This window comes from Nitrobacter sp. Nb-311A (assembly GCF_000152905.1).
Classification (GTDB): Bacteria; Pseudomonadota; Alphaproteobacteria; order Rhizobiales; family Xanthobacteraceae; genus Nitrobacter.
Window position 1 is genome coordinate 186819 of sequence record NZ_CH672418.1, and the last position, 18880, is coordinate 205698.

Genomic DNA, 18880 nt, shown 5'->3' on the forward strand with positions numbered 1-18880 from the left:
GATGGCTCAGGAAAAGAATGCGATCTTTTCCGCTTGAGTCATACGTCTGAATGGAGCCATCGGATCAGAGCGCGGGGTGATGCGGGGGACGATTCCACTCGCCAGCAGCGAGACGCCGAGTGAAGGTGACGAGGCTATCTCAGGTGTCGCGGCTATCTCGGGTGTCGACTCGGGCTCGCGATCAGTATGCGCGTCAGAACTTTCGGCGATCGGCTCGGGGGCTTGCCCTGGCTCGGTAGTTTCCGGCCTGTCAATGTTAGGATGGTTCGTCTCGGGTTCTGCGAGGTCAGGCGCTGCCATTTCGAGCGCGATCATGTCGAGCACGGCGTCGTCGTGCGCTATGTCCTGTTCACTCATTATTCCGGCGGCGGGCGCACTTCCGCTATGGTTTGTCGTCATTGCTTCATCGTCGCCATCGACCGGCAAGCCGCGTGCGGGAGCGGACGCCGTTTCTGGTTCAACGACAGCAGCTTCCGACCGTGCCTGCTCGTGAGATGCCGCTTCTTCGGGTCGGGAAACGACGTCATCGCTCGTTTCGGGGGACGTGGTTTTGGAGGGGGAATTCGTCGGGGCCGGAGAGTCCCACAATTCGTCGAGCGCGGTCTCGATCAGACCGAACGCTGAATGGAGCGCCGCCACGTCGTCTCTGGCGGCAAGCTGTGCATGAGCTTTCTCGATAGCGTCGGCTTGCGAATCGAGAATATCGCAGATCCTGCTGTCTCCGCCGATCTCACGCCAACGCCAGGAGATTTCGTGAATGATGCGTACCCCTTTCTGGATCGGGGCGAGAGCATCGTTGATGATCTGTCTGTCGAATGCCGCGGTTGCGGTCGTTCTGGCCTCAACGAGACTTCTCCTGATGGCGGCGAGCGCGTTGGGCAACGCGTCGGCAGGCGCCGCCTGTTGTTGAGTCTCGATCGTTTGCTCGATGCGCGCAACGGCATTGAGCACCATCGCCGTGTCGGCATTACGGTTGCGCTTGGTGTACTCGGAAAGAAACCACCGGCCTCTCGAAGTCTCCATAAAGGCTTCGCGAATGGCGTCGAAGTCAGCCTCGCTAAGTGGTGTAGCGCAGGCCGAAATCGGCGACAGGGCAAAAGCGTCATCGGCCATGATAAACTCGTCGCGTAAATCATTGCGCGTTAGTGTAACCCTCACCACGATTCAGCCTGAATCGCAATTGAATTGACGCGATCCGAATCGGAAATCCCCACTCGCTGCGTCCTGGACGGCAGGTGATTCGCTCTTGCCCATGAGCCTGCCGGCACGCCAATCCTGAGAACATTCCGTAAGGCCCAGCCGATCAGCCCCAGAGCGCCGCGTTCGGCGGATAGACCGTGCTGCCGTCGTAGCGAAGACCATTGTCACGATCGTCAGCCAGCAACAGCGGACCATCGAGGTCGACGAAACGGGCTTGCTGGGCGATCAGCATGGCGGGCGCCATCGATAGCGAAGTCGCGACCATGCATCCGATCATGATCTCGAAACGCAACGCGCGGGCCGCATCCGCCATGGCCAGCGCTTCGGTCAGGCCACCGGTTTTATCGAGCTTGATATTGATGGCGTCGTAGCGTTCACGAAGGCCGTCGAGCGACGTCCGGTCATGGGCGCTTTCATCCGCGCAGACGGCAATGGGTCTGCGAATGCGCGCCAGCGCGTCGTCGTTGCCGGCGGGGAGGGGTTGCTCAACGAGCGTGACGCCGGCGGCCTCGCAAGCCGCGAGGTTTCGCTCCAGATTATGAGACGTCCATGATTCGTTGGCGTCGACGATCAGTTCGGATTCCGGAGCTTGTTTGCGGACTGCAGCTATCCGCTGAGGATCGCCGTCGCCGCCAAGTTTGATCTTGAGGAGGGGCCGATGCGCGGCCTTGGCGGTTGCTGCCGCCATGACCTCCGGCGAACCGAGCGAAATTGTGTAGGCGGTGGAGCGGGGGGAGGGTGCCGAACGCCCCAGTAATTCCCAGATCCGCTGGCCGCTGCCTTTAGCCTCGAGATCGCAAAGTGCGCAGTCCAATGCGTTGCGCGCCGCACCGGCTGGCATGGCGGATGCGAGGGATTGGCGGTTCAGGCCTGCTACGAGAGGCTTCTGCATATCGAGGATGGCAGCGAGAACCCCCTCCGGAGTTTCCCCGTAACGAGCGTATGGAACGCATTCTCCGCGTCCGGTGTGGTCACCCCGGCTGATTTCGGCGACGACTACGACCGCTTCTGCCTTGGCGCCGCGGCTGATCGTGAAACTCCCCGCGATCGGCCATCGTTCGATGCGGCACCGAAGCGTGGTTTCGTGGTTCGACAACATTTCCAATTGGGAGGTCCGAATGCACCGCAAGCCGGTTACGGTTGGAAATCCACGAGCCGGAACGCCGTATTGGCGTTCCGCTTCAAGTCGAGCCTCTGCGCGGATCGAGGCTGGTTCGACGATCCCACACTGAACCCCGTTGTGCAAGGCGACCGGGGCTGGCGCTGGTCAGGCGTAGCGGAAGCCGCGCGGCTCCTTGCGTCGGCTCGCCGTCTGAAGGGACGGAGGGAGCAGGCTGCGTAGCGCAACCTTCGCGCCGGGTGTGACGGTGCTCCCTCGAGTCGAGAAGCCGTAATGTTCCGGGCGCGATCAGGGCCTTCGATCGGTATGAAGACCTAAAACGGAGGTTCAAGCCTCCGTTTCGCACCTGGTGAGGCCCGCTATGCGAGCCGTCCCGCCGCATGCGCGAGCAAGGTATAGACCAGTCCGGTTTCCGATGTCAGATGGTCGCGTATCACCAAGGGCTCCCGCTCGTCGCGCGCCACTTCGTCCAGCAGCCGTTCGAATTCGGCAATGTAGCGATCCGCCGTCTGTTTGAAGGTGCGGTCCGTACGGTATTTGCGGGCGACCTCGTCAAAGGCCTTTTGACCGCCTGGCGTGTAGAGTCGCTTAGTGAAGGCCTTGCGTTCGCCGCGCTGATAGCGGTCCCACATCTCGCCGACAAGCTTGCGGTCCATCAGGCGACCGATATCGAGCGACAGTGAATCCAGCGGATTTACCGCCGCAGTCGGCGGCGCTGACCGTCCGCGCGAAATATCGCCGCTTCCGGTATCGGCGCGGTTCAGCAAATCCGAAAGCCAGCCGTCGGCTTCATCGTCAGCGCTTGACGGCTTAGCCAACTGGTCCGTGCGGCGAGTTGACTGAATGCCAAGGTCGGGCGCCGGCAGGTTCGATTCACTGGCCTTGTCACGCATGCGTGCCGGGGGACGTGCCGTTGCCGCGTTCCGACCGGCAGCGGCCGCCATCATCGTCTCTTCCTCGCGCTGCGAACTGGATCGCCCGCTGTTGACGACGTCGAGCCCATGGCCATGGCGTGCGACGATCCGGTTCAGTTCGGCAAGCGCTTCAATCTGATCGACGATCACTTTGCGCATCTGAGCGGTGCTCTCCGCCGCCTCCTGTGGCATCTCGAGCACGCCGCGACGAAGCTCACCGCGCGTCGCCTCCAGTTCGTTATGCATTTCGGCCGTCATCTGCTTCATGCTCTGCACCAGTGCGGCGAACCTGTCGGCAGATTGCCTGAGCATGGATTCCGCTTCCTGACTTGCCTTCTTGCAAATCTCGCTCATCGACTCTGACGTCAGGCGGCGTTCTTCCTCGGCCGCAGCACGAACGGCCTCGAACTGACGGTTGATCGCGGTTGATCCCGCGCCGGCGGTTTCGGCCACCACCCGCGCGATATCGCGAGCGCGCTCCTCGGCGGCGGCGAGCGATTCATCGAGTAAGCTCGTAAAACGCGTCAGTCGCTGGTCGAAGTCGGTCGTCCGCAAGTCGATTGTTGTCACGAGCGATTCCAGCGCCGACTTGCGCTCCTCGACGGACGAGGTCGCGCTTCGATTGCTCTGTTCAACTCGCGCTGCAGCTTCGACCAAAACTTTTCCATGGGTCTCAAACTCGGCGGACAGCCCGCCGAGATCATCGAGAGCCTTCGAGGTTTTGGAGTTGAACGCCGTTAATTGATCCTCAAGGGTCTGCGTCGCGAGGCCGCTCTGCGAGGTAACCTCTCTCATCGTGGATACGAAGTCGGCGACGCGTGTAACGAGCGTGCGTTCCAGCGAATTGAGATTCTCGTGCGCTCCGGTGAGAACCTCCTGAAGGAGAATGTTGCCCTCGCGCAGCCGCTCAAACAGCGCAACGGTATCCGTGCGCAGTATCTTGCTGGTCTCCTGCATCTCCGTAACGGCAGCGATGGATGCTTGCCGGGACTGATCGATGGCGGAGTGGGATGCCTCTTCGAGGTCCTTCAATGATTTGCTGATCGCGGCCGTCGCCAGTTCACCCGCGTTGGTGATTGTGCGGACCACATCGGAGCCGTTCGCCGCGATCGATTGCGAGAACGCCTGGCCTCTGGCCTCAATCGACTTGAGGGCCTCGCCGGTAACGCGGCCGATATCGGAGTTGAGCTGATCGGCTTTGCTTCCGAGAGCTTCGATCAGGGATCCACGTTTACTGTCGAGCGCCTGTGAGAGACGATCGGTCTGCTGTTGGACGTAGTTGACGATTTCGTCCGTCTTGCCGGTGATCATCGAGCCGAAGCCGCCGCTGGCCGCAAAGATCAAGCGTTCGGCGTCGGTCGAGGCCGACTTGACCTTGATGCTGACTTCGTTCGACGCCGAGACAAGGGCGGTCTGCGCATTTTGTGCGCTCGCCTGAATTATTTCGGTGGTATTTGCCGCGGCTGCGTGGAGGGTGCGTTCGATATCCGACGAGATCACTTTGATCTGATTGGCAGAGTCGGCTGAAGCGGTGGTGAGCGTATTCTGGGCCTCGCGTGCGCTGCCGAGAAGCGCGGCGGCGGTGTCGGCGCCTACCGTCGTCAACGTCTGTTCGATGTCGCTCGCAAGCGATCTGACCTGGCTTGCGGTATCGGCCGACGTGGCGGTGAGAGTGTTCTGGGCTTCGCGTGCGCTGTTGAGAATGGCGGCGGCGGTCTCGACGCTCACTGTCGTCAATGTCCGCTCGATGTCGCTTGCGAGCAATTTGACCTGGCTTGCGGTATCGGCCGACGTGGCGGTGAGAGTGCTCTGGGCTTCGCGGGCGCTGTTGAGAATGGCGGCGGCGGTGCCGGCGCTCACCGTCGTCAAGGTTTGTTCAACGTCGCTTGCGAGCGACTTGACCTGGCCTACGGCCTCTGCCGAGGTGGTGGTGAGGGCGCTCTGGGCCTCGCGTGCGCTGTTGAGAATGGCGGCGGCGGTATCGGCGCTTACTGCTGTCAGTGTCCGCTCGATGTCGCTTCCGAGCGATTTGACTTGGCTTGCGGCCTCGGCCGACGCGTTGACGAGCGTGGTCTGAGCCTCCCGCGCGCTCGACAGGACCGTGTCCGCGGTCGACGTGCCGACTGTCGACAGCATGCGCTCGACGTCCGATCCGACGGTCGTGAGGGTGCGCTCAATTTCGCTCGCGAGCGATTTGACGTGACTTGCGGCATCCGATGACGCGGCGACCAGCGTGGTCTGCGCCGCGCGCGCGCCGGCGAGAACTGAATCTGCGGTGTTGGCGCCGGCGGTGGTCAGTGTCCGCTCGATGTCCGCCGACAGGGACTTGGCCTGATTTGCAGTCTCTGCGGATGAGTTGATCAGGGTCGTCTGCGCCTCGCGGGCGCTGTTGATGATGGAGCTGGCGGCTGCCGTTCCGGCGCTGGTCAAGGCGCGCTCGACTTCCGTTGATGTCAGTTGGAGCTGGGCGCCCACCTCGGTTGACACCGAAAGCAGGGACTGTTGAGCGGAGCGAGCGCCCGTTTGAATGGTCTCGCTTGTATTAACGACCAAGTTGGTCAGCGAGCGTTCCGCGTCCTCGACATGCGACTTGATACCGAGCGACAGCTCTTCAGCACGTGCCAACAAGGTGTCGCTGGCCTCGCGCCCGCTCGATTCGAAGCGGCCTGCCACGGCTTCGATTCGCGATCCGAGCAGGTCCTCGAACTGTGCGACGCGCGTGTCGATCGCGGTCGCGATAAAGCCCACACGCTCGTCGAGACCTTGATGGATTTCCTGGAAACGCGCTGTGATCGTATCCGCGAGGTGAGCGCTGCGGCCGTCAATGGCTTCAGTCACTCCCGAGATACGTCCCTCAAGTGCCACGACGGCCTGCGTCGCGCCTTCGGCCAGCGATGATTTGAGGTGATTGAGACGGCTCTCGATCGAGCCGATCGCATGAGCGGCGCCATCGGAGAGCGACGAGGTGAGGGCGCCGAGCCGGCTGTCGATCGTCTCCGTGACCGATGTTGCACGGGTATCGAAGATTTCCTCCAGTGTTTTCAGGCGGCCGTGTACGGATTCGTCGAATGATTTGATTTTGGCTTCAAACGAAGCATCGAGATTGGTGACGCGCGACTGGAGCGCGGTTTCGAATCTCGCCAGATGCTGATCCAGCGCTGCCCGGATCTCCCCTCCGTTGGAGGTCAATCGTGTATCGAAGGTATCGACATAGTTCTTCATGCTCTGTGCGATATCTTCGGTGCGCTGGCCAAGGCGATCGACGATCTCGGCGCCGAAGGTCTTCACCGTGCGATCAAACTCCGAGATGTGGCGGGTGATCAGGGCGCCGAGCGTGCCGCTGTCGCGCGCGAATTTCTCTGCGAGTTCGGCGCCTTGATCTTTCACCAGTTGATCGAACGCGTTCATCTGCAGGCTGAGCGTATCGTGCGCGGCTTCGGTTTGAGTGACGACGTTGGCCACCAGTGTATTGACCGTGACGTCGAGTGCTTCGCTCGCCTTGTCGCCGCACGACAAAATCCGGCTTGCCAGCCGGTTGCCGGCGTCATCGATCTTGTTGGCAAGGTCGCCGCCGCGAAGCTCAAGCTCCACCAGCAGGGAATCGCTGGAGTTTTTCAGAGCGTCATGGACCTGTTCGGTACGTTCCGAAATGCCTTCGACGATGGACGCCGATTTCTGCTCGAAATCGCCCGTAATCCGGTCGATCCGTTCGTTCAGCATGTCATGGACCCGGTCGGCCAGATCGACGAATTCGTCATGGACGTGACCAGTCTTGAAATTAAGGCTGCTGGTCAGACGTTCGCTGGCGTCGAGAACGGCGCGTGCGGTCTCGGCGCTGGCTTCCTCAAGCCGGTCGAGCAAGTCGCCGCCTCGTTCGCCGAGCGCGAAAATCATGTTGTCTCCGGCATTGCTAAGCGCCGTTGTGATGTGCTCGCCGCGCTCTTCCAGCGCGCCGGTGATGCCTTTTGCGACCTCGTCGACTCGCGAGGCGATGGCATCGCTGATCAGCGCGATGTCATGGCGCAGGTCGATCTGGACACCCGAGATCGCGCTGCGGACCTGCTCGGCCTGGCCGACGAGGTTGTCCCGCTGATGGGCGATATCCTGAAGCAAGGCGCGAATCCGCACTTCGTTATCTGAATATGCGCGTTCCAGCGCGGCGACCTCGTTGGCGACCAGGGCTTCCAGTTCGCCGGCGCGGGCGATGGCGCGCTCGACGCCGTCGCCCATCGCGGCGACTTCGCGCCGGATCGCCTGTCCCACGGTCACCACCGAATCGCTGGCCAAGCCTTCCGGCTCGGAGAACCGGATCGCCACCTGGGCCATCGATTGCGCGATCATGCGCAATTCCTGGCCGCGCCACGCCATATTGGCTAAGAAGTAGAACAGCAGGACGGGGGCGAAAAACAGGGCAATCAGACCGGCGAGGGCGAGTGTGCCGCCGCTACCCTGACCGAGGGCTGCCTGCAGCGATGGAAGAAAGCTGACCGTCAGAAGGCCGGCGCCCAGAACCCAGATTCCGGCGAACAGCGTCGCCAGAGTATAGATGTTGCGGGAAGGACCGCTTTTTTGGAGCGCCTGAAGGATTTGCCCGATCGTTTCACGGTCGTCGTTGGCAGGGCGTCGCGTGAAGTGCGATCCTTCAGCGGGTTCAAGAATCGATCGATCGGGGGCCGCGCGGGTGCCGAGCCCCTCCTCGCCATAACCGGCGGGCGGAACCGGCGGGGCAATGTCGTGACGGGCCGCAGCCTCGCTTAGGTCTGCTGCCGATGCCTCGCCGATGCTCAGCGCCTCCTGGATGGCGGAGAGAGCGACCTCCGTCGGATCTTTGACCTTTTTGGGATTGTTCGCCATCTCAGTCCACGCCCTCGTGTTACGCAACCCGCAAGTCGCGTCGCCGCTGCAAGTCCGGTCGCCGACCCAAGCCCCAAGCCGGTCAGGCGCGGCAATCGCCATCGCCTGTTGTCGGTCACTTCCCCCCAACATCCTATTGGCTTGGCGTCTCGAATGAAACGGTCGTTATTAACACAATCTTAATCATCCTTAATCATCGTTAACGGCTGGCGGCGCCATTCGCTCGAGCTGCTCGAAAGTCGGGGGTCGCAGGGGTCGAAATTGATGCCAACCCGTGTTCGTACCCGAAACGTTCCATTAACCAGTTCCGTGATTGGCTACCCCGGATTCTGCGGAAATAATCTCGCCGTCGCAGCGGATGCCGGATAGCAGCAAATGCCGCTTTCTCTTGAACAGGTCGACTGGATGGCTTCGCCGCCATTGGTTCCGGAGGATGGGCCGATCGATTTCGACCATCTCCGCCGCATGATGCTGGGCGATAACGGTCTCGAACGGGAGGTTCTGGCGATGTTCGCTGGTCAGGCCGTCGAGTTGGCCGCCGCGCTGGCGCTGCTTCCGCCGAATGCCGCGATCCTGGCGCACAAGCTGAAGGGTTCGGCGCGGGCGATAGGCGCCATTCATGTCGCCGCGGCTGCCGCCGACCTGGAAACCGCGCTTCGCCATGGCGCCGATCCCACGGAGCCGGGGGCTGCGCTGAAGGACGCCGTCAGTCAGGCTTGTCAGGCAATTGGTGCGATCCTGCAGGGCTCCTGAGAACCTGCTAATCCCGAAAACGAACGCCCCTTTTTGCGCCGACCGCTGGCGCTAGCCCGATCGTTTCGTTATAGGACAGCCAAACTTCATCATTATCAATAATCTGTTCAGCAGCATGGCACCTATGACCAAGATCAACTTTGTCGACCATTCCGGCGAAACCCGCACCGTTGAGGTCGAGAACGGCGCGACCGTCATGGAAGCTGCAATCCGTAACGCCGTTCCCGGCATTGAGGCTGAATGTGGCGGCGCCTGCGCCTGCGCCACCTGTCACGTCTATATTGATGACGCATGGACCGAGAAGGTCGGCAAGCCGACGCCGATGGAAGAGGACATGCTCGACTTCGGCTACGACGTGCGGCCGAATTCGCGATTATCCTGCCAGATCAAGGTGAGCGACGAACTCGAAGGTCTCGTGGTGACGGTGCCGGAGCGGCAGGCTTAAGCGCGTCGCATAGCCGACTGACCCATGAAGCTACATCCGCGCGGCGGGGTGGGGTGCAGGCTGCGGCAGTTTATGGCTTTCCTCAATCCGGCCGGTTGGTTATAGCGAAGCGCGGTAGATGCGCGTTCGCGTGACGAGAACGCGTCAATTCACGCAGCGGCGCGGTCGTATTGCTGGCCGGCGCAGAGGTTTCAACGGAAAAAGAAGCTGACATGAACGAAGCGATCAAGACGGATGTGCTGATTATCGGTGCGGGCCCCTGCGGACTGTTTGCCGTGTTCGAACTGGGGCTGCTCGACATGAAGGTGCATCTTGTCGACATCCTCGACAAGATCGGCGGGCAGTGCGCCGAGCTTTATCCGGAGAAGCCGATCTACGACATTCCCGGCATTCCGCTGGTGACCGGTCAAGGGCTCACCGAAGCCCTGCTGGAGCAGATCAAGCCGTTCAACCCCACGTTCCATCTCAACGAGATGGTGGAGAGCATCGAGAAAATCGGCGATCCCGGATTTCGGGTCACCACCGACGCCGGCAAAGTGTTCGAATGCAAGGTTGTCGTGGTGTCGGCAGGCGGCGGTTCGTTCCAGCCGAAGCGGCCCCCGGTGCCCGGCATCGAGGCTTATGAGAATACCTCCGTGTTCTATGCGGTGCGCAAGATGGAGCAGTTCCGCGACAAGGAGATTCTGATCGTCGGCGGCGGAGACTCCGCGCTCGACTGGACGCTCAATCTGCATCCGCTGGCGAAGCGCATTACGCTTTTGCATCGGCGCGACGAGTTTCGCGCGGCGCCGCACAGCGTCGAGCAGATGCGCAAGCTGGTCGCGGACGGCACCATGGATCTGAAGATCGGCCAGGTCACGGCGCTGGAAGGCGCGGACGGCAAACTCACCGGCGCTCAGGTAAAGGGCAGCGACAATACGATGTCGACAGTCAGTTGCGATACCATGCTGCCGTTCTTCGGCCTGACGATGAAGCTCGGTCCGGTCGCGAACTGGGGTCTGCATCTCGAGAACAACCTGATCCCGGTGGAGACCGCGTCGTTCGAGACCAACGTCCCCGGCATCTTCGCGATCGGCGACATCAACACCTATCCCGGCAAGCTGAAGCTGATTCTCTCCGGCTTCCACGAGGGCGCGCTGATGGCGCAGAAGGCGCATCGCTACGTCTACCCGGACAAGCGGCTGGTGTTCCAGTACACCACCTCGTCGTCGAGCCTGCAGAAGAAGCTCGGGGTGAACTGAGCCCGGCGGGGATGGGCGGCATCGTCTTCGGAAACGCCACCTGAGTATCAGCACCGAGCCTGACCGATGACCTGTCCGTTTCCCGATATGCTGATGAGGGATTATCTCGCGGTACCCGCATCCGGCTCGTACCTTCTCCCACAAGGGGAGAAGGCTTTTTTTCATATCAGATTTTATACCAAAACCCGCTGATCCATCATCACCATCAGACGCTGCGGATCGAGCAAGCGCCATTCGAGATGATCGACCACGGCGTTGTCCAGCTTGTCCATCGGCACGGTCAGGCCGCTACAGCCGGCTTCACCCTGACACGCTTTCGTTGAGCAGCTGTAGTGATGCCGTTCGTCATCGCGCGAGCAGCTCCTCGATTGAGCGCATCGGCAACACGAGGCGCAATGACTCCGGTAGCGGCTGGAAGCCGAAGGATTCGTAGAATGCAGCAGCGCGCTCTTTCAGCGCGTCGACGACCAGCATCGAAGAGCCGACAGTCTCGGCGCTGGCGTAAGCGCGCTGGACCGCGTCCGCGAGCAGCAACGAGCCCAGACCATCGCCTTGCCGAGTACGCGACACGGCGAGGCGGCCGATGAGTGTCGCGCTCACCAGCGGATAGCGCGGAACGTGCTTGCGTGCGGCCGCCGGAACGTCGCCCTGCGGCAGCGACGTGGCGCAAAGCGTGTAATAGCCAAGGACCGTTTCGACGGCGTCTGCCGCGACAAGGATGAAGACGCCGTTCATCCTCCGGCGCACATCCTGCCCAGCTTGGGAGCGCAGATAGCGATCGAGGCTATCGACGCCGCACGAGAACGCGTCGCGGTCATGATGTGTCGCCAGCGCCTCGACCTTCAAATCTGGACGAGGCGACGCCACGTCTACGAAGCCACGCGCTGCTTGTGCGCGGCTAGGGCGCGGGCTAGCCGCTCGCTCGGTTCGGGCGGATTAATCAGCGCCTCAAAGAAGGTTTCGCGATCCCGATCCGACAACTCTAGCGTCTCGTGCTCGGCGATGGTCCGGCGCGCGGTCTCCGTAAGCGCAGTAACGCAGAAATCGCTGACCTTCCGCCGCGACAGATAGGCGGCGCGTTCAATCAGATCCTTGGTCTCCTCGTCGAGACGGAAACCTAAACGCTCGACCCGGCTTGGCCTGTCCCGCTCGATCCTGGCTTGTTTGCGCGGCATTGCGGCGATTCCTAGCAAAGCATCTATTTCTCCTTAAACGTACGTCATATTGACTAACAACTCAAGTTCTTTTGACAGCCGTCGCCGGGAATAATCTCGATGGCCTGGCTCATCTCGGGACTCACAAGAAGGGAAGGTCCCAAATTTTTACCGCCGCTCTGTGACAGTTCGTTCACTTCGGAGACGGGGCCGACTCCAGATCAATGACCTCCAGCATAAATTTGATAAAAGGTGACGATAATCTCGACCGCGATCAACACGACGATAATAAGCTCAAGGTGCAGCGACCGGCGCGTATCGATAATATCAGCGAGAGTGTTGGCTGTTTCGGCTACTACAGCGAGCTTCCGATTGAGCGCATCGACGCGCTCTTTAAGTTCATATTCGTCTTCGAGCCGTGCATAGAGACGCTCCAGATCTGGACGATCCCACAAAACATCTGGCTTTTCCGCTACCGCAACGCGGCCCGATACCCGGTGCTGTACCAGCAGGGCGTTTCCAAGCAGCCTCAGCATCCCTTTTCGATTACGCCGAGTACGCCCGCGATCTGCTAACTCTTTCGCAAATGGCTCAATGATCTCGAACACTTTCGCCACTTCGCGCTCGTCATGAGCAAGCACGACGCTCTTCGCAAGGACATCGGCAACGACCAGAAGCCTGTCGGACGACATGTCCTGCAACTGAATCGGACCTCCCGCCTGAACCTGATCCTCGGTTTCACTAGCGGTCGTGACAATCGCAGCTTCTTCCTCAAGGCGCACGAGCGCGCCACCGATCCGGGGCTTTAACGCGTCTAGAAAATTTGCTTCTTCTTCGGGTGAAAGGCCGATCAGCACCGCGACGCCGTAACGAAACAAAACAGCGACACGAGCTTCGCCAATTCGGATCGCGAGGGGGAGCGTTGAAAGCACTTCGCCCTCGAATCCCATCGTGTTGATCCGGTCTCCAACGTAAAGTGCATGTACGGTGACCCGCGTACCCATTGCTGCAGAGAAATTTGCCGGTGTGTTCACTACGCATCGTCTCCCCGCGCCATGCCTTTTCCTTCATCTCATGAGGGCTATAGCGTATCATCCGACGTGAGCGGCGAATGTGACGAGCATGAAACGAGGGGGTGGCATGAGGCAAACCGATGTCTCTTGCACCAGATGCGGAGCCGGCTTCCGGCGACTAGAGCTGGTGTTGTTACCCATTAATGGCGACGAATTCCGCTGCCAGGTCTGTGGTGAGGTCTTGGAGATCTTAAATGGAGATGGAGTGTTCGTCGCCTATCGCCTCACAGTCTCGCCCCAAATAAAAGGCCCGGCGCTGCGGTTACGCCGGGCCAGTTATGAGCGGCTGGCCCAAAGGGGACCTGGCGCCAGACAGTGATTTAGTGATGATTCGTGACGGCTAGATTTCAACGCAGGAGCAGGAATGGATTATTGCTGCGGGATCGCCGGGGGCGGGGGCGGTTCGGTCGCGGGCGAAAGCGGGGTCAGCGGCGGCAGCGGCTCGCCCGTGACATCGCCGGCGTCGGCGGCATTGAGATGCAGTTGCGCCGCGACCGCCGGCATCGCGGCGTCCGCCATCGCCGCATGGCCCTCGGCGGTCGGATGGATCGCGCCACCGTACACCGCGGAGAGCAGCCCCCATGTCGCGTCATGGATGTCGGACGGCTGCATCGATGAGGACTGCGCCTGCGGATAGGTCATTGCCGTGAAGTAGCTGTCGTTGGCGTCACGGATCCAGCGCGCGCGGGGCAGATAGGCGCGGAACGCGCTCGCCCCACGGCCGCAGGCGAGAGGCTGCTGCGGCGCCTCCACGATACTGCTGACGAAACTGTCGCCCTTCGCCGAGAAACATTCGCGGTCGAATTCGGGATCGCTGCCCGCGCGCGCGCAAAACCCGTGATCGGCGAAAGCCGCCTGATGCGCCTCGACGAAGGTCATGCGGTCGCCGCCGGGATCGCGGCAGATCACACCGGACTGGCACAATGCGAGAGCCTTCAGCCGCGGCAGGAATTCGCTCTCGACGTAGTCTGTGACCGTGGCGAGCCGCCCCGGATCGGCATTGAACGATGGGTGTACGTCGAATCCAGCCTTGCCGCCGTGGCAGGGCGCGCCGCCGTTCGCCAGCGCCGGGTTGGCATAGGAGACGAACACGACACGGGACAGGTCGTTGTCCAGCAGCGGCCTCAACGCGGTGCGCAGCCGGGCGAAGGATTGCGGCAGGTCGCGTTCGAGACTCGATCGCGAACCGTCGACCGATCCGATCAGGCCGCCGCGCCTGAACAGCGCGCGTTCGGTCGCCGCATCCACGATGACGTCCGATACCAGGCCGGAGAAATTGATGTCATTGGCTCCGATGGTCATCAGCACGAGATCGAGCTTGCGGTCGGGCTGGCGGTGTCTCGCGGCCGCGAGCACCTCGCGCAGTTGGGCGATCTGGCCGTTGACGGTGCCCTGACATTTGGCCGAAGACTTCGCGGTCAGGCATTCGCGCGCGCGCTGCGAACCCAGCATCCCGTCGGGAATGCTGGCGCCGGTGCAGGCGAGCGGCAGGTAGGTCACGGCGATGTGCTGATACCGCACCGCGAGCGCGAGCGCAGCGCGGGTCTGGTAGCTGTAGAGCGAGCGATGGCAGGCCGCGTTCATCCACAGCGCGCCGTATTGCTGCCAGGTATCGAGCGAGCCGGAGGTGCCGCAGGCCCGGCCACCTTTGTAGCCGGCGCGACTCGGCCGGTAAAATTCGCGCCCGGCGCCGCCGAGATAGGAGCGGAAGCAAAAGCCTTCGTCCGACAGCGCAACAGTGCGGTCCGGATTGCCTTCACCGGAGGCGATGGAGTCGCCGAGGCCGGCGATGAGGATGTCGCGCACCTTGATCTGCGTCATCAGGCGCTGCGGTGCATCGCCGCCGCTCGCGACATCGACGGTGGCGTTGGTGGCGCGGCCGTAACGGGCGCGGAAGTCGATCGGCTCGGCGCAGTCTTGCGTCGTGGAGCGGGGGCCGTCGCCGTCGTCGAACGACCACGCACAGACGGCGCCGACCGGCACCGCACCGGTCAGGCGCACGGTGACCGGATGCTCCGTCGGCGTCAGATAGCTTTCCTTGATCTTGTCGCGTGTGCAAGGCTCGCTGACGTGCCCCCCGAGATCGATGCAAAGACGGTTCACGGCGTTGCGGGCCCAGCCGCGACCATCGCTTTGCAGTTCCAGCGCCTGCTCGGCGGCGAGAATACTCTGGTTGCTTTCGGCGGCGACATGGATCTGGAAATCCCGCTCCTCGCGGAATAGCCGGAAACGGCTGCGGACCTCCCAGGAAATCTGCATACCGCCGGCGGCCTGCTCCTGGATCGGAGCGGCGGGGTCGGCCTGGGCGATGCCAGCGGAAAGCGGCTGCGCGGCGGTTTGCTGCGCGGCAAGGCTGCTTAGCAATGTCAGAATAATCCCGATCAGGGACGAGGCGAGGGGGCGGAGCATGAACGTTTTTGACGCGACGGTTTTGGCGGAAATAAGAGCGAAAAGGAGACTGACGGCTTTGAGCCTCTCCGCTTCTGACGGAATCGGAAGCGGAGCTCCATTTTTATGTTCTGACGCGTTGATAGCGCACAAGCTGTATGAGCGAGTGATAGGTCATAACGAGGACACGGGTCCCAGCGGGCGGCCTCGATCCCGCAACCCGGCGGCTCAGTCCTGCGCGACCGGCGACTTGGCGGCTCGTGGTTCGGGCGATGCCGCCTCATCCGGCGTGCCATCACCGTTGCTGTTACCGTGGCCGTCGCCAGCGCCGTTGCCATCGCTCACGTTACCGTTGCCGTTGATCCTGCGTCGGTGCTGCCAGGGCTGTACCACATTGAGCCAGAGTTCGCGCGTGCCCATGATAGTGATGGCGATTGCGAACGGGATCATGAAATAGAGAATCCGGAATACCAGCAGCGTCGCCAGCAACTGCTCCTTGCCGAATTGCGGCAGCGCCACCAGCATTGCCGCGTCGAACACGCCGAGGCTTCCCGGCGCATGACTGGCGAAGCCGAGCAGGGTGGCCAGAATGAAAACGACCGCCACCGACACGAAATCGATGTCCGGATGCGCTGGCATCAACAGATACATCGCCAAGGCGCAGAATCCGAGATCAACGACGCCGATCAGGATCTGGACGAAGGTCAGCGGCGCCGACGGCAGCACGACCTTCCAGCCGTTTTGCCCGAGTTCGCGGCGGTTGCGCCCGGTGATGATCCAGGCGAGATAGATGGCGATGCCGGCCAGGCAGCCGAATGCGATCAGGCGGTTGACGGATGGAGGCAGCAGGTCCATCGCGCTCGCAGCCCAAGGATGCCAGGCCATGCCGATGCCGAGCACGAACAGGTTGCCGAGCCAGAATGTCAGTCCGGAGATGAAGCAGATCTTTGCGACGTCGATGGCGTTCAGTCCATAGTCCGAATAGATCCGAAACCGGATCGCGCCGCCGGTAAAGACCGTCGCGCCGACGTTGTGCCCGATGGTGTAGCTCGTGAAGGCAGCCAGCGCCGCGACGCGATAGGGGATATGATCCTTGCCGATCGTCCGCACCGCGAAGAAATCATAGAATGTCAGGGTGCAGAACGCGCCGACCACGCAAAGCGCGGCCATGGCGATTCGATAGGGCGGCTTCTCCGTCAGCGCGATCAGGATGACACCTGTGTCGACGCCCTGGAGCGTGTGGATAAGGGTCGTGATCGCAAAAGCAATGATCACGAGGCTCGCAACGACACCAAGCCCTTTCCAGCCAATCCTTTCCTTGAAGCCGCGCTGCAGCGCGGTCAGCAGCCGACGCATTCGTCCTCCCGCTGGCGGCCCGGTTTCAAGGATCTTAAAGCCTTGCGGCGATTCCCAAGGCAAAGGTCGAAATCAAGGGACACCAGTAATCTCATTTTATTCCGGCGTGGCTTGAATTCAGAAGACGCCATCGACGGCTTCGCCGCGACAATGACCCCGAATTCTGACCGCTACACCAGGTCACGATACGGTTCGAGCCGATTGAGGAGAGGGAAAGACAAGCGGCTGTCCGGCATCTCATACGCGAAAAACCCGCAAGACAAAACGGTAGACAAAACGGTGTGTTTGGCGGGTGCCATCAGGCCCAACCCCGCGGCACCTTCACAAAAATCATCAGGGGCGCACGTCCGCAACAACAAGGAGTAATGCGCTCGCGGTTCATATAGGGGTAGGATGCTCCGTGTTCCATCGCTGATTTCGAATGTTCTTGCAGACGATACGCTAAAGGGAAACGAGACTCTTCATGCATTAGAATGTGTGACACTGCGGTATTACGAAGGGAAACAATTCGTGAAACATCGCTGGCTTTGCTTCATAGCCGCATCGTGACGCGTCCGGGTCCGAATCGAATCCGAATCAATCCAATCCTTTCAACCCGGGACAATTATGACGGCATACCACCACGATAAGCTTGGGCCGCGCGCCCTGAGCGTGAATGTCAGGTTTTGCGCAGCGTGAAGTAAGCGCCGCAGAAAGCCATCGCCGCGCCGAGGCCGAGCACGGCGAGGCCCGTTATGAAGCTTGCGACGGTCGGCGCGGCGCTGGGTGCGGAGGCAGCCTGTCCCGCGCCCGCCAGAAACAGGACGGCAACTGCGATCAGGAACTGTCGAAGCCGCTGCTGAATGCGGCTGGACGCTGCGCTGTGCATCAGCGTCGCGACAAAGTAGCTGCCGGAGAAGCTCGCCGTCGCGACCAGCCACCATGCGAGCGCCGCGCTCGCCGGCATGAACTCTCCGGCATCGGAACGCCAGAGGCCGCCGATATCGAGGCCCATCTGTGCGCCCAGCATGTGCACGGCGAGAGCGAGCAGTATGCCGGACACCATCGCTCCGCCGACAATCAAATGGCGCGGAAAATAAACGGCTTCAGCCATGAGGATTTTCCTCGCGCGAACCGGTGCTAACTTTGCTCGGAAACGCTATAGGACAAAAACCGCGCTTGGAGCAAGAGAACGCACACCGTGCGAAGGATACCCGATGGTGTCGCCGCCTTCCGAGACGCCGTCGTCTGGCGTCGAATACGCTTATAGAGCCTCGGCGATCGGATCGGCTCATCGGTTCGCGCTGGAGGATGACGGGATATCGTGGCGCGTGAGCCGGCGGACAGGGAGATGGGGCTATGCCGACATTGCTGCCGTGCGAATGTCCTACCGGCCGATGTCGATGCAATCGCGTCGATTCCGCACCGAGATCAGCCATCGGGATGGCGGGCGCATCATCGTGATGTCCACCACCTGGCGGACTCTGGCGCTGATGGACGCGCAAGACAACGACTACCGCACCTTCATCGTCGAACTGCACCGGCGGCTCGCAGAGCATGGCGCGCGCGCCACACTCGTTGGCGGCCTGAACCCGTTGCTTTACTTTGCAGGCGCGGGCGTGTTGATGCTGCTTCTTGTAGCGATGACAGCTCTGCTGGCGCGGGCGATAGTGACCGGCGAATGGGCGGGCGCGCTGTTCATCGTCGGCCTGTCGGCATTTTTCGGCTGGCAGATCGGCCGTTTCATGCGTCGTAACAGGCCGCGCGCCTATACTTTCGATGCGCTGCCACAGGATTTGCTGCCGTAAACTGTCGCTTTTCCTCGCCCGCGATGCTCAATGGCGCACCACCAGCACCGAGCACCTGGCATAACGCACCACATGACCGGCGTTGGAGCCAAGAAAGTAGGTCTTCATTGCCGGACGATGCGAGGCCATCACGATCAAGTCGGCTTCGATGGCCTGCGCTTCCTCCAGGATCTCGTGATAGATGCTGCTGCCCTGCCGCACCATGCTGGAAATGCGCGACGGCTCGATCCCCACTTCGCGAGCGACGATCGCCAACGCATCCTCCGACGATTGACGCTGTTGCACGTCGAAATCGGCAGGCACGTATTCCGCGAGCATCACGGGCGTCATATGCAGGACGTTCAGCAGTCTGATGGTTCCGTTCGAGGTTTGCGATAACGACACCGCGGTTGCGATCGCGGGTTTGGCGAGATCGGTGTCGGAGAGATCAATCGGCACGAGAATGGATTTGAACATCGAGCGTCCCTCGTCATGCGTGGTCCCCGCGTTGAATCCGGTCCTCCTCAAGGGTCAGACTCAAGAACTGCCTGCAATACTGCGGACCATATAAGCATATCATGAAAAGCGGCGCGGCGTCGGATCAGCGACGGGGCTG

At 61.6% G+C, this 18880-nt stretch carries 14 protein-coding genes; 4 read left to right on the forward strand and 10 right to left on the reverse strand.

Features of this window, described 5'->3' with window-relative positions:
- Positions 1–6 precede the first annotated feature (6 nt).
- From NB311A_RS14160 to NB311A_RS14170, 3 genes are all read right to left on the reverse strand, one after another.
- Entirely contained in the window at positions 7–1113 is a 1107-nt protein-coding gene (locus tag NB311A_RS14160) for a hypothetical protein (protein WP_009799296.1), read from the reverse strand.
- 190 nt (positions 1114–1303) lie between these two features.
- The gene (dgcA, locus tag NB311A_RS14165) at positions 1304–2299 is read right to left on the reverse strand and encodes an N-acetyl-D-Glu racemase DgcA (RefSeq protein WP_009799297.1); all 996 of its coding nucleotides are present in this window, start codon (positions 2297–2299) and stop codon (positions 1304–1306) included.
- Positions 2300–2679: 380 nt separating this feature from the next.
- A complete protein-coding gene (locus NB311A_RS14170) occupies positions 2680–8088 on the reverse strand; it encodes a hypothetical protein (RefSeq protein WP_009799298.1) in 5409 nt (1802 codons plus the stop codon).
- Positions 8089–8463: 375 nt separating this feature from the next.
- On the opposite strand from NB311A_RS14170, the gene NB311A_RS14175 reads away from it, so the two are divergent.
- The 3 genes from NB311A_RS14175 (at position 8464) to NB311A_RS14185 (ending at position 10527) form a co-directional block, all read left to right on the forward strand.
- On the forward strand, positions 8464–8841 hold the full coding sequence (locus NB311A_RS14175) for an Hpt domain-containing protein (protein ID WP_009799299.1): 378 nt from the start codon (positions 8464–8466) through the stop codon (positions 8839–8841).
- 124 nt (positions 8842–8965) lie between these two features.
- The gene (locus NB311A_RS14180; RefSeq protein WP_009799300.1) at positions 8966–9286 is read left to right on the forward strand and encodes a 2Fe-2S iron-sulfur cluster-binding protein; all 321 of its coding nucleotides are present in this window, start codon (positions 8966–8968) and stop codon (positions 9284–9286) included.
- Positions 9287–9498: 212 nt separating this feature from the next.
- The gene (locus NB311A_RS14185) at positions 9499–10527 is read left to right on the forward strand and encodes an NAD(P)/FAD-dependent oxidoreductase (RefSeq protein ID WP_040675436.1); all 1029 of its coding nucleotides are present in this window, start codon (positions 9499–9501) and stop codon (positions 10525–10527) included.
- A gap of 345 nt (positions 10528–10872) precedes the next feature.
- On the opposite strand, the gene NB311A_RS14190 is transcribed toward NB311A_RS14185, so the two are convergent.
- From NB311A_RS14190 to NB311A_RS14215, 6 genes are all read right to left on the reverse strand, one after another.
- On the reverse strand, positions 10873–11373 hold the full coding sequence (locus NB311A_RS14190; protein ID WP_009799303.1) for a GNAT family N-acetyltransferase: 501 nt from the start codon (positions 11371–11373) through the stop codon (positions 10873–10875).
- A gap of 23 nt (positions 11374–11396) precedes the next feature.
- Positions 11397–11702 (reverse strand): DUF1778 domain-containing protein, encoded by a 306-nt coding sequence (locus NB311A_RS14195; protein WP_009799304.1) that lies wholly within the window; start codon positions 11700–11702, stop codon positions 11397–11399.
- A gap of 200 nt (positions 11703–11902) precedes the next feature.
- Positions 11903–12685, reverse strand: a complete 783-nt coding sequence (locus NB311A_RS14200) for an RMD1 family protein (RefSeq protein ID WP_009799305.1) — start codon at positions 12683–12685, stop codon at positions 11903–11905.
- A gap of 438 nt (positions 12686–13123) precedes the next feature.
- Entirely contained in the window at positions 13124–15163 is a 2040-nt protein-coding gene (locus NB311A_RS14205) for a hypothetical protein (protein WP_009799306.1), read from the reverse strand.
- A 207-nt stretch (positions 15164–15370) separates the two neighbouring features.
- A complete protein-coding gene (locus NB311A_RS14210; protein ID WP_009799307.1) occupies positions 15371–16498 on the reverse strand; it encodes a YbhN family protein in 1128 nt (375 codons plus the stop codon).
- A 658-nt stretch (positions 16499–17156) separates the two neighbouring features.
- Positions 17157–17591, reverse strand: a complete 435-nt coding sequence (locus NB311A_RS14215) for a hypothetical protein (RefSeq protein WP_009799308.1) — start codon at positions 17589–17591, stop codon at positions 17157–17159.
- A 103-nt stretch (positions 17592–17694) separates the two neighbouring features.
- Here NB311A_RS14215 and NB311A_RS14220 point away from each other — a divergent pair, with 103 nt between their 5' ends.
- Positions 17695–18285 carry a hypothetical protein gene (locus NB311A_RS14220; RefSeq protein WP_009799309.1) on the forward strand — a complete coding sequence of 197 codons (591 nt, stop codon included), beginning with the start codon at positions 17695–17697 and terminating at the stop codon, positions 18283–18285.
- Between the two features lie 27 nt (positions 18286–18312).
- Here NB311A_RS14220 and NB311A_RS14225 read toward each other — a convergent pair whose 3' ends face one another.
- Complete coding sequence (locus tag NB311A_RS14225; RefSeq protein WP_040675334.1) at positions 18313–18741, reverse strand: universal stress protein; 429 nt, start codon at positions 18739–18741, stop codon at positions 18313–18315.
- Between the last annotated feature and the right edge of the window lie 139 nt (positions 18742–18880).

Coding starts and splice junctions, on each gene's coding strand:
- NB311A_RS14175 (WP_009799299.1), top strand. CDS start 8,464: ATGCCGCTTTCTCTTGAACAGGTCGACTGGATGGCTTCGCCGCCATTG.
- NB311A_RS14185 (WP_040675436.1), top strand. CDS start 9,499: ATGAACGAAGCGATCAAGACGGATGTGCTGATTATCGGTGCGGGCCCC.
- NB311A_RS14225 (WP_040675334.1), bottom strand. CDS start 18,741: ATGTTCAAATCCATTCTCGTGCCGATTGATCTCTCCGACACCGATCTC.
- NB311A_RS14195 (WP_009799304.1), bottom strand. CDS start 11,702: ATGCCGCGCAAACAAGCCAGGATCGAGCGGGACAGGCCAAGCCGGGTC.
- NB311A_RS14200 (WP_009799305.1), bottom strand. CDS start 12,685: ATGGGTACGCGGGTCACCGTACATGCACTTTACGTTGGAGACCGGATC.
- NB311A_RS14170 (WP_009799298.1), bottom strand. CDS start 8,088: ATGGCGAACAATCCCAAAAAGGTCAAAGATCCGACGGAGGTCGCTCTC.
- dgcA (WP_009799297.1), bottom strand. CDS start 2,299: ATGTTGTCGAACCACGAAACCACGCTTCGGTGCCGCATCGAACGATGG.
- NB311A_RS14160 (WP_009799296.1), bottom strand. CDS start 1,113: ATGGCCGATGACGCTTTTGCCCTGTCGCCGATTTCGGCCTGCGCTACA.
- NB311A_RS14210 (WP_009799307.1), bottom strand. CDS start 16,498: ATGCGTCGGCTGCTGACCGCGCTGCAGCGCGGCTTCAAGGAAAGGATT.
- NB311A_RS14180 (WP_009799300.1), top strand. CDS start 8,966: ATGACCAAGATCAACTTTGTCGACCATTCCGGCGAAACCCGCACCGTT.
- NB311A_RS14220 (WP_009799309.1), top strand. CDS start 17,695: ATGGTGTCGCCGCCTTCCGAGACGCCGTCGTCTGGCGTCGAATACGCT.
- NB311A_RS14205 (WP_009799306.1), bottom strand. CDS start 15,163: ATGCTCCGCCCCCTCGCCTCGTCCCTGATCGGGATTATTCTGACATTG.
- NB311A_RS14215 (WP_009799308.1), bottom strand. CDS start 17,591: ATGGCTGAAGCCGTTTATTTTCCGCGCCATTTGATTGTCGGCGGAGCG.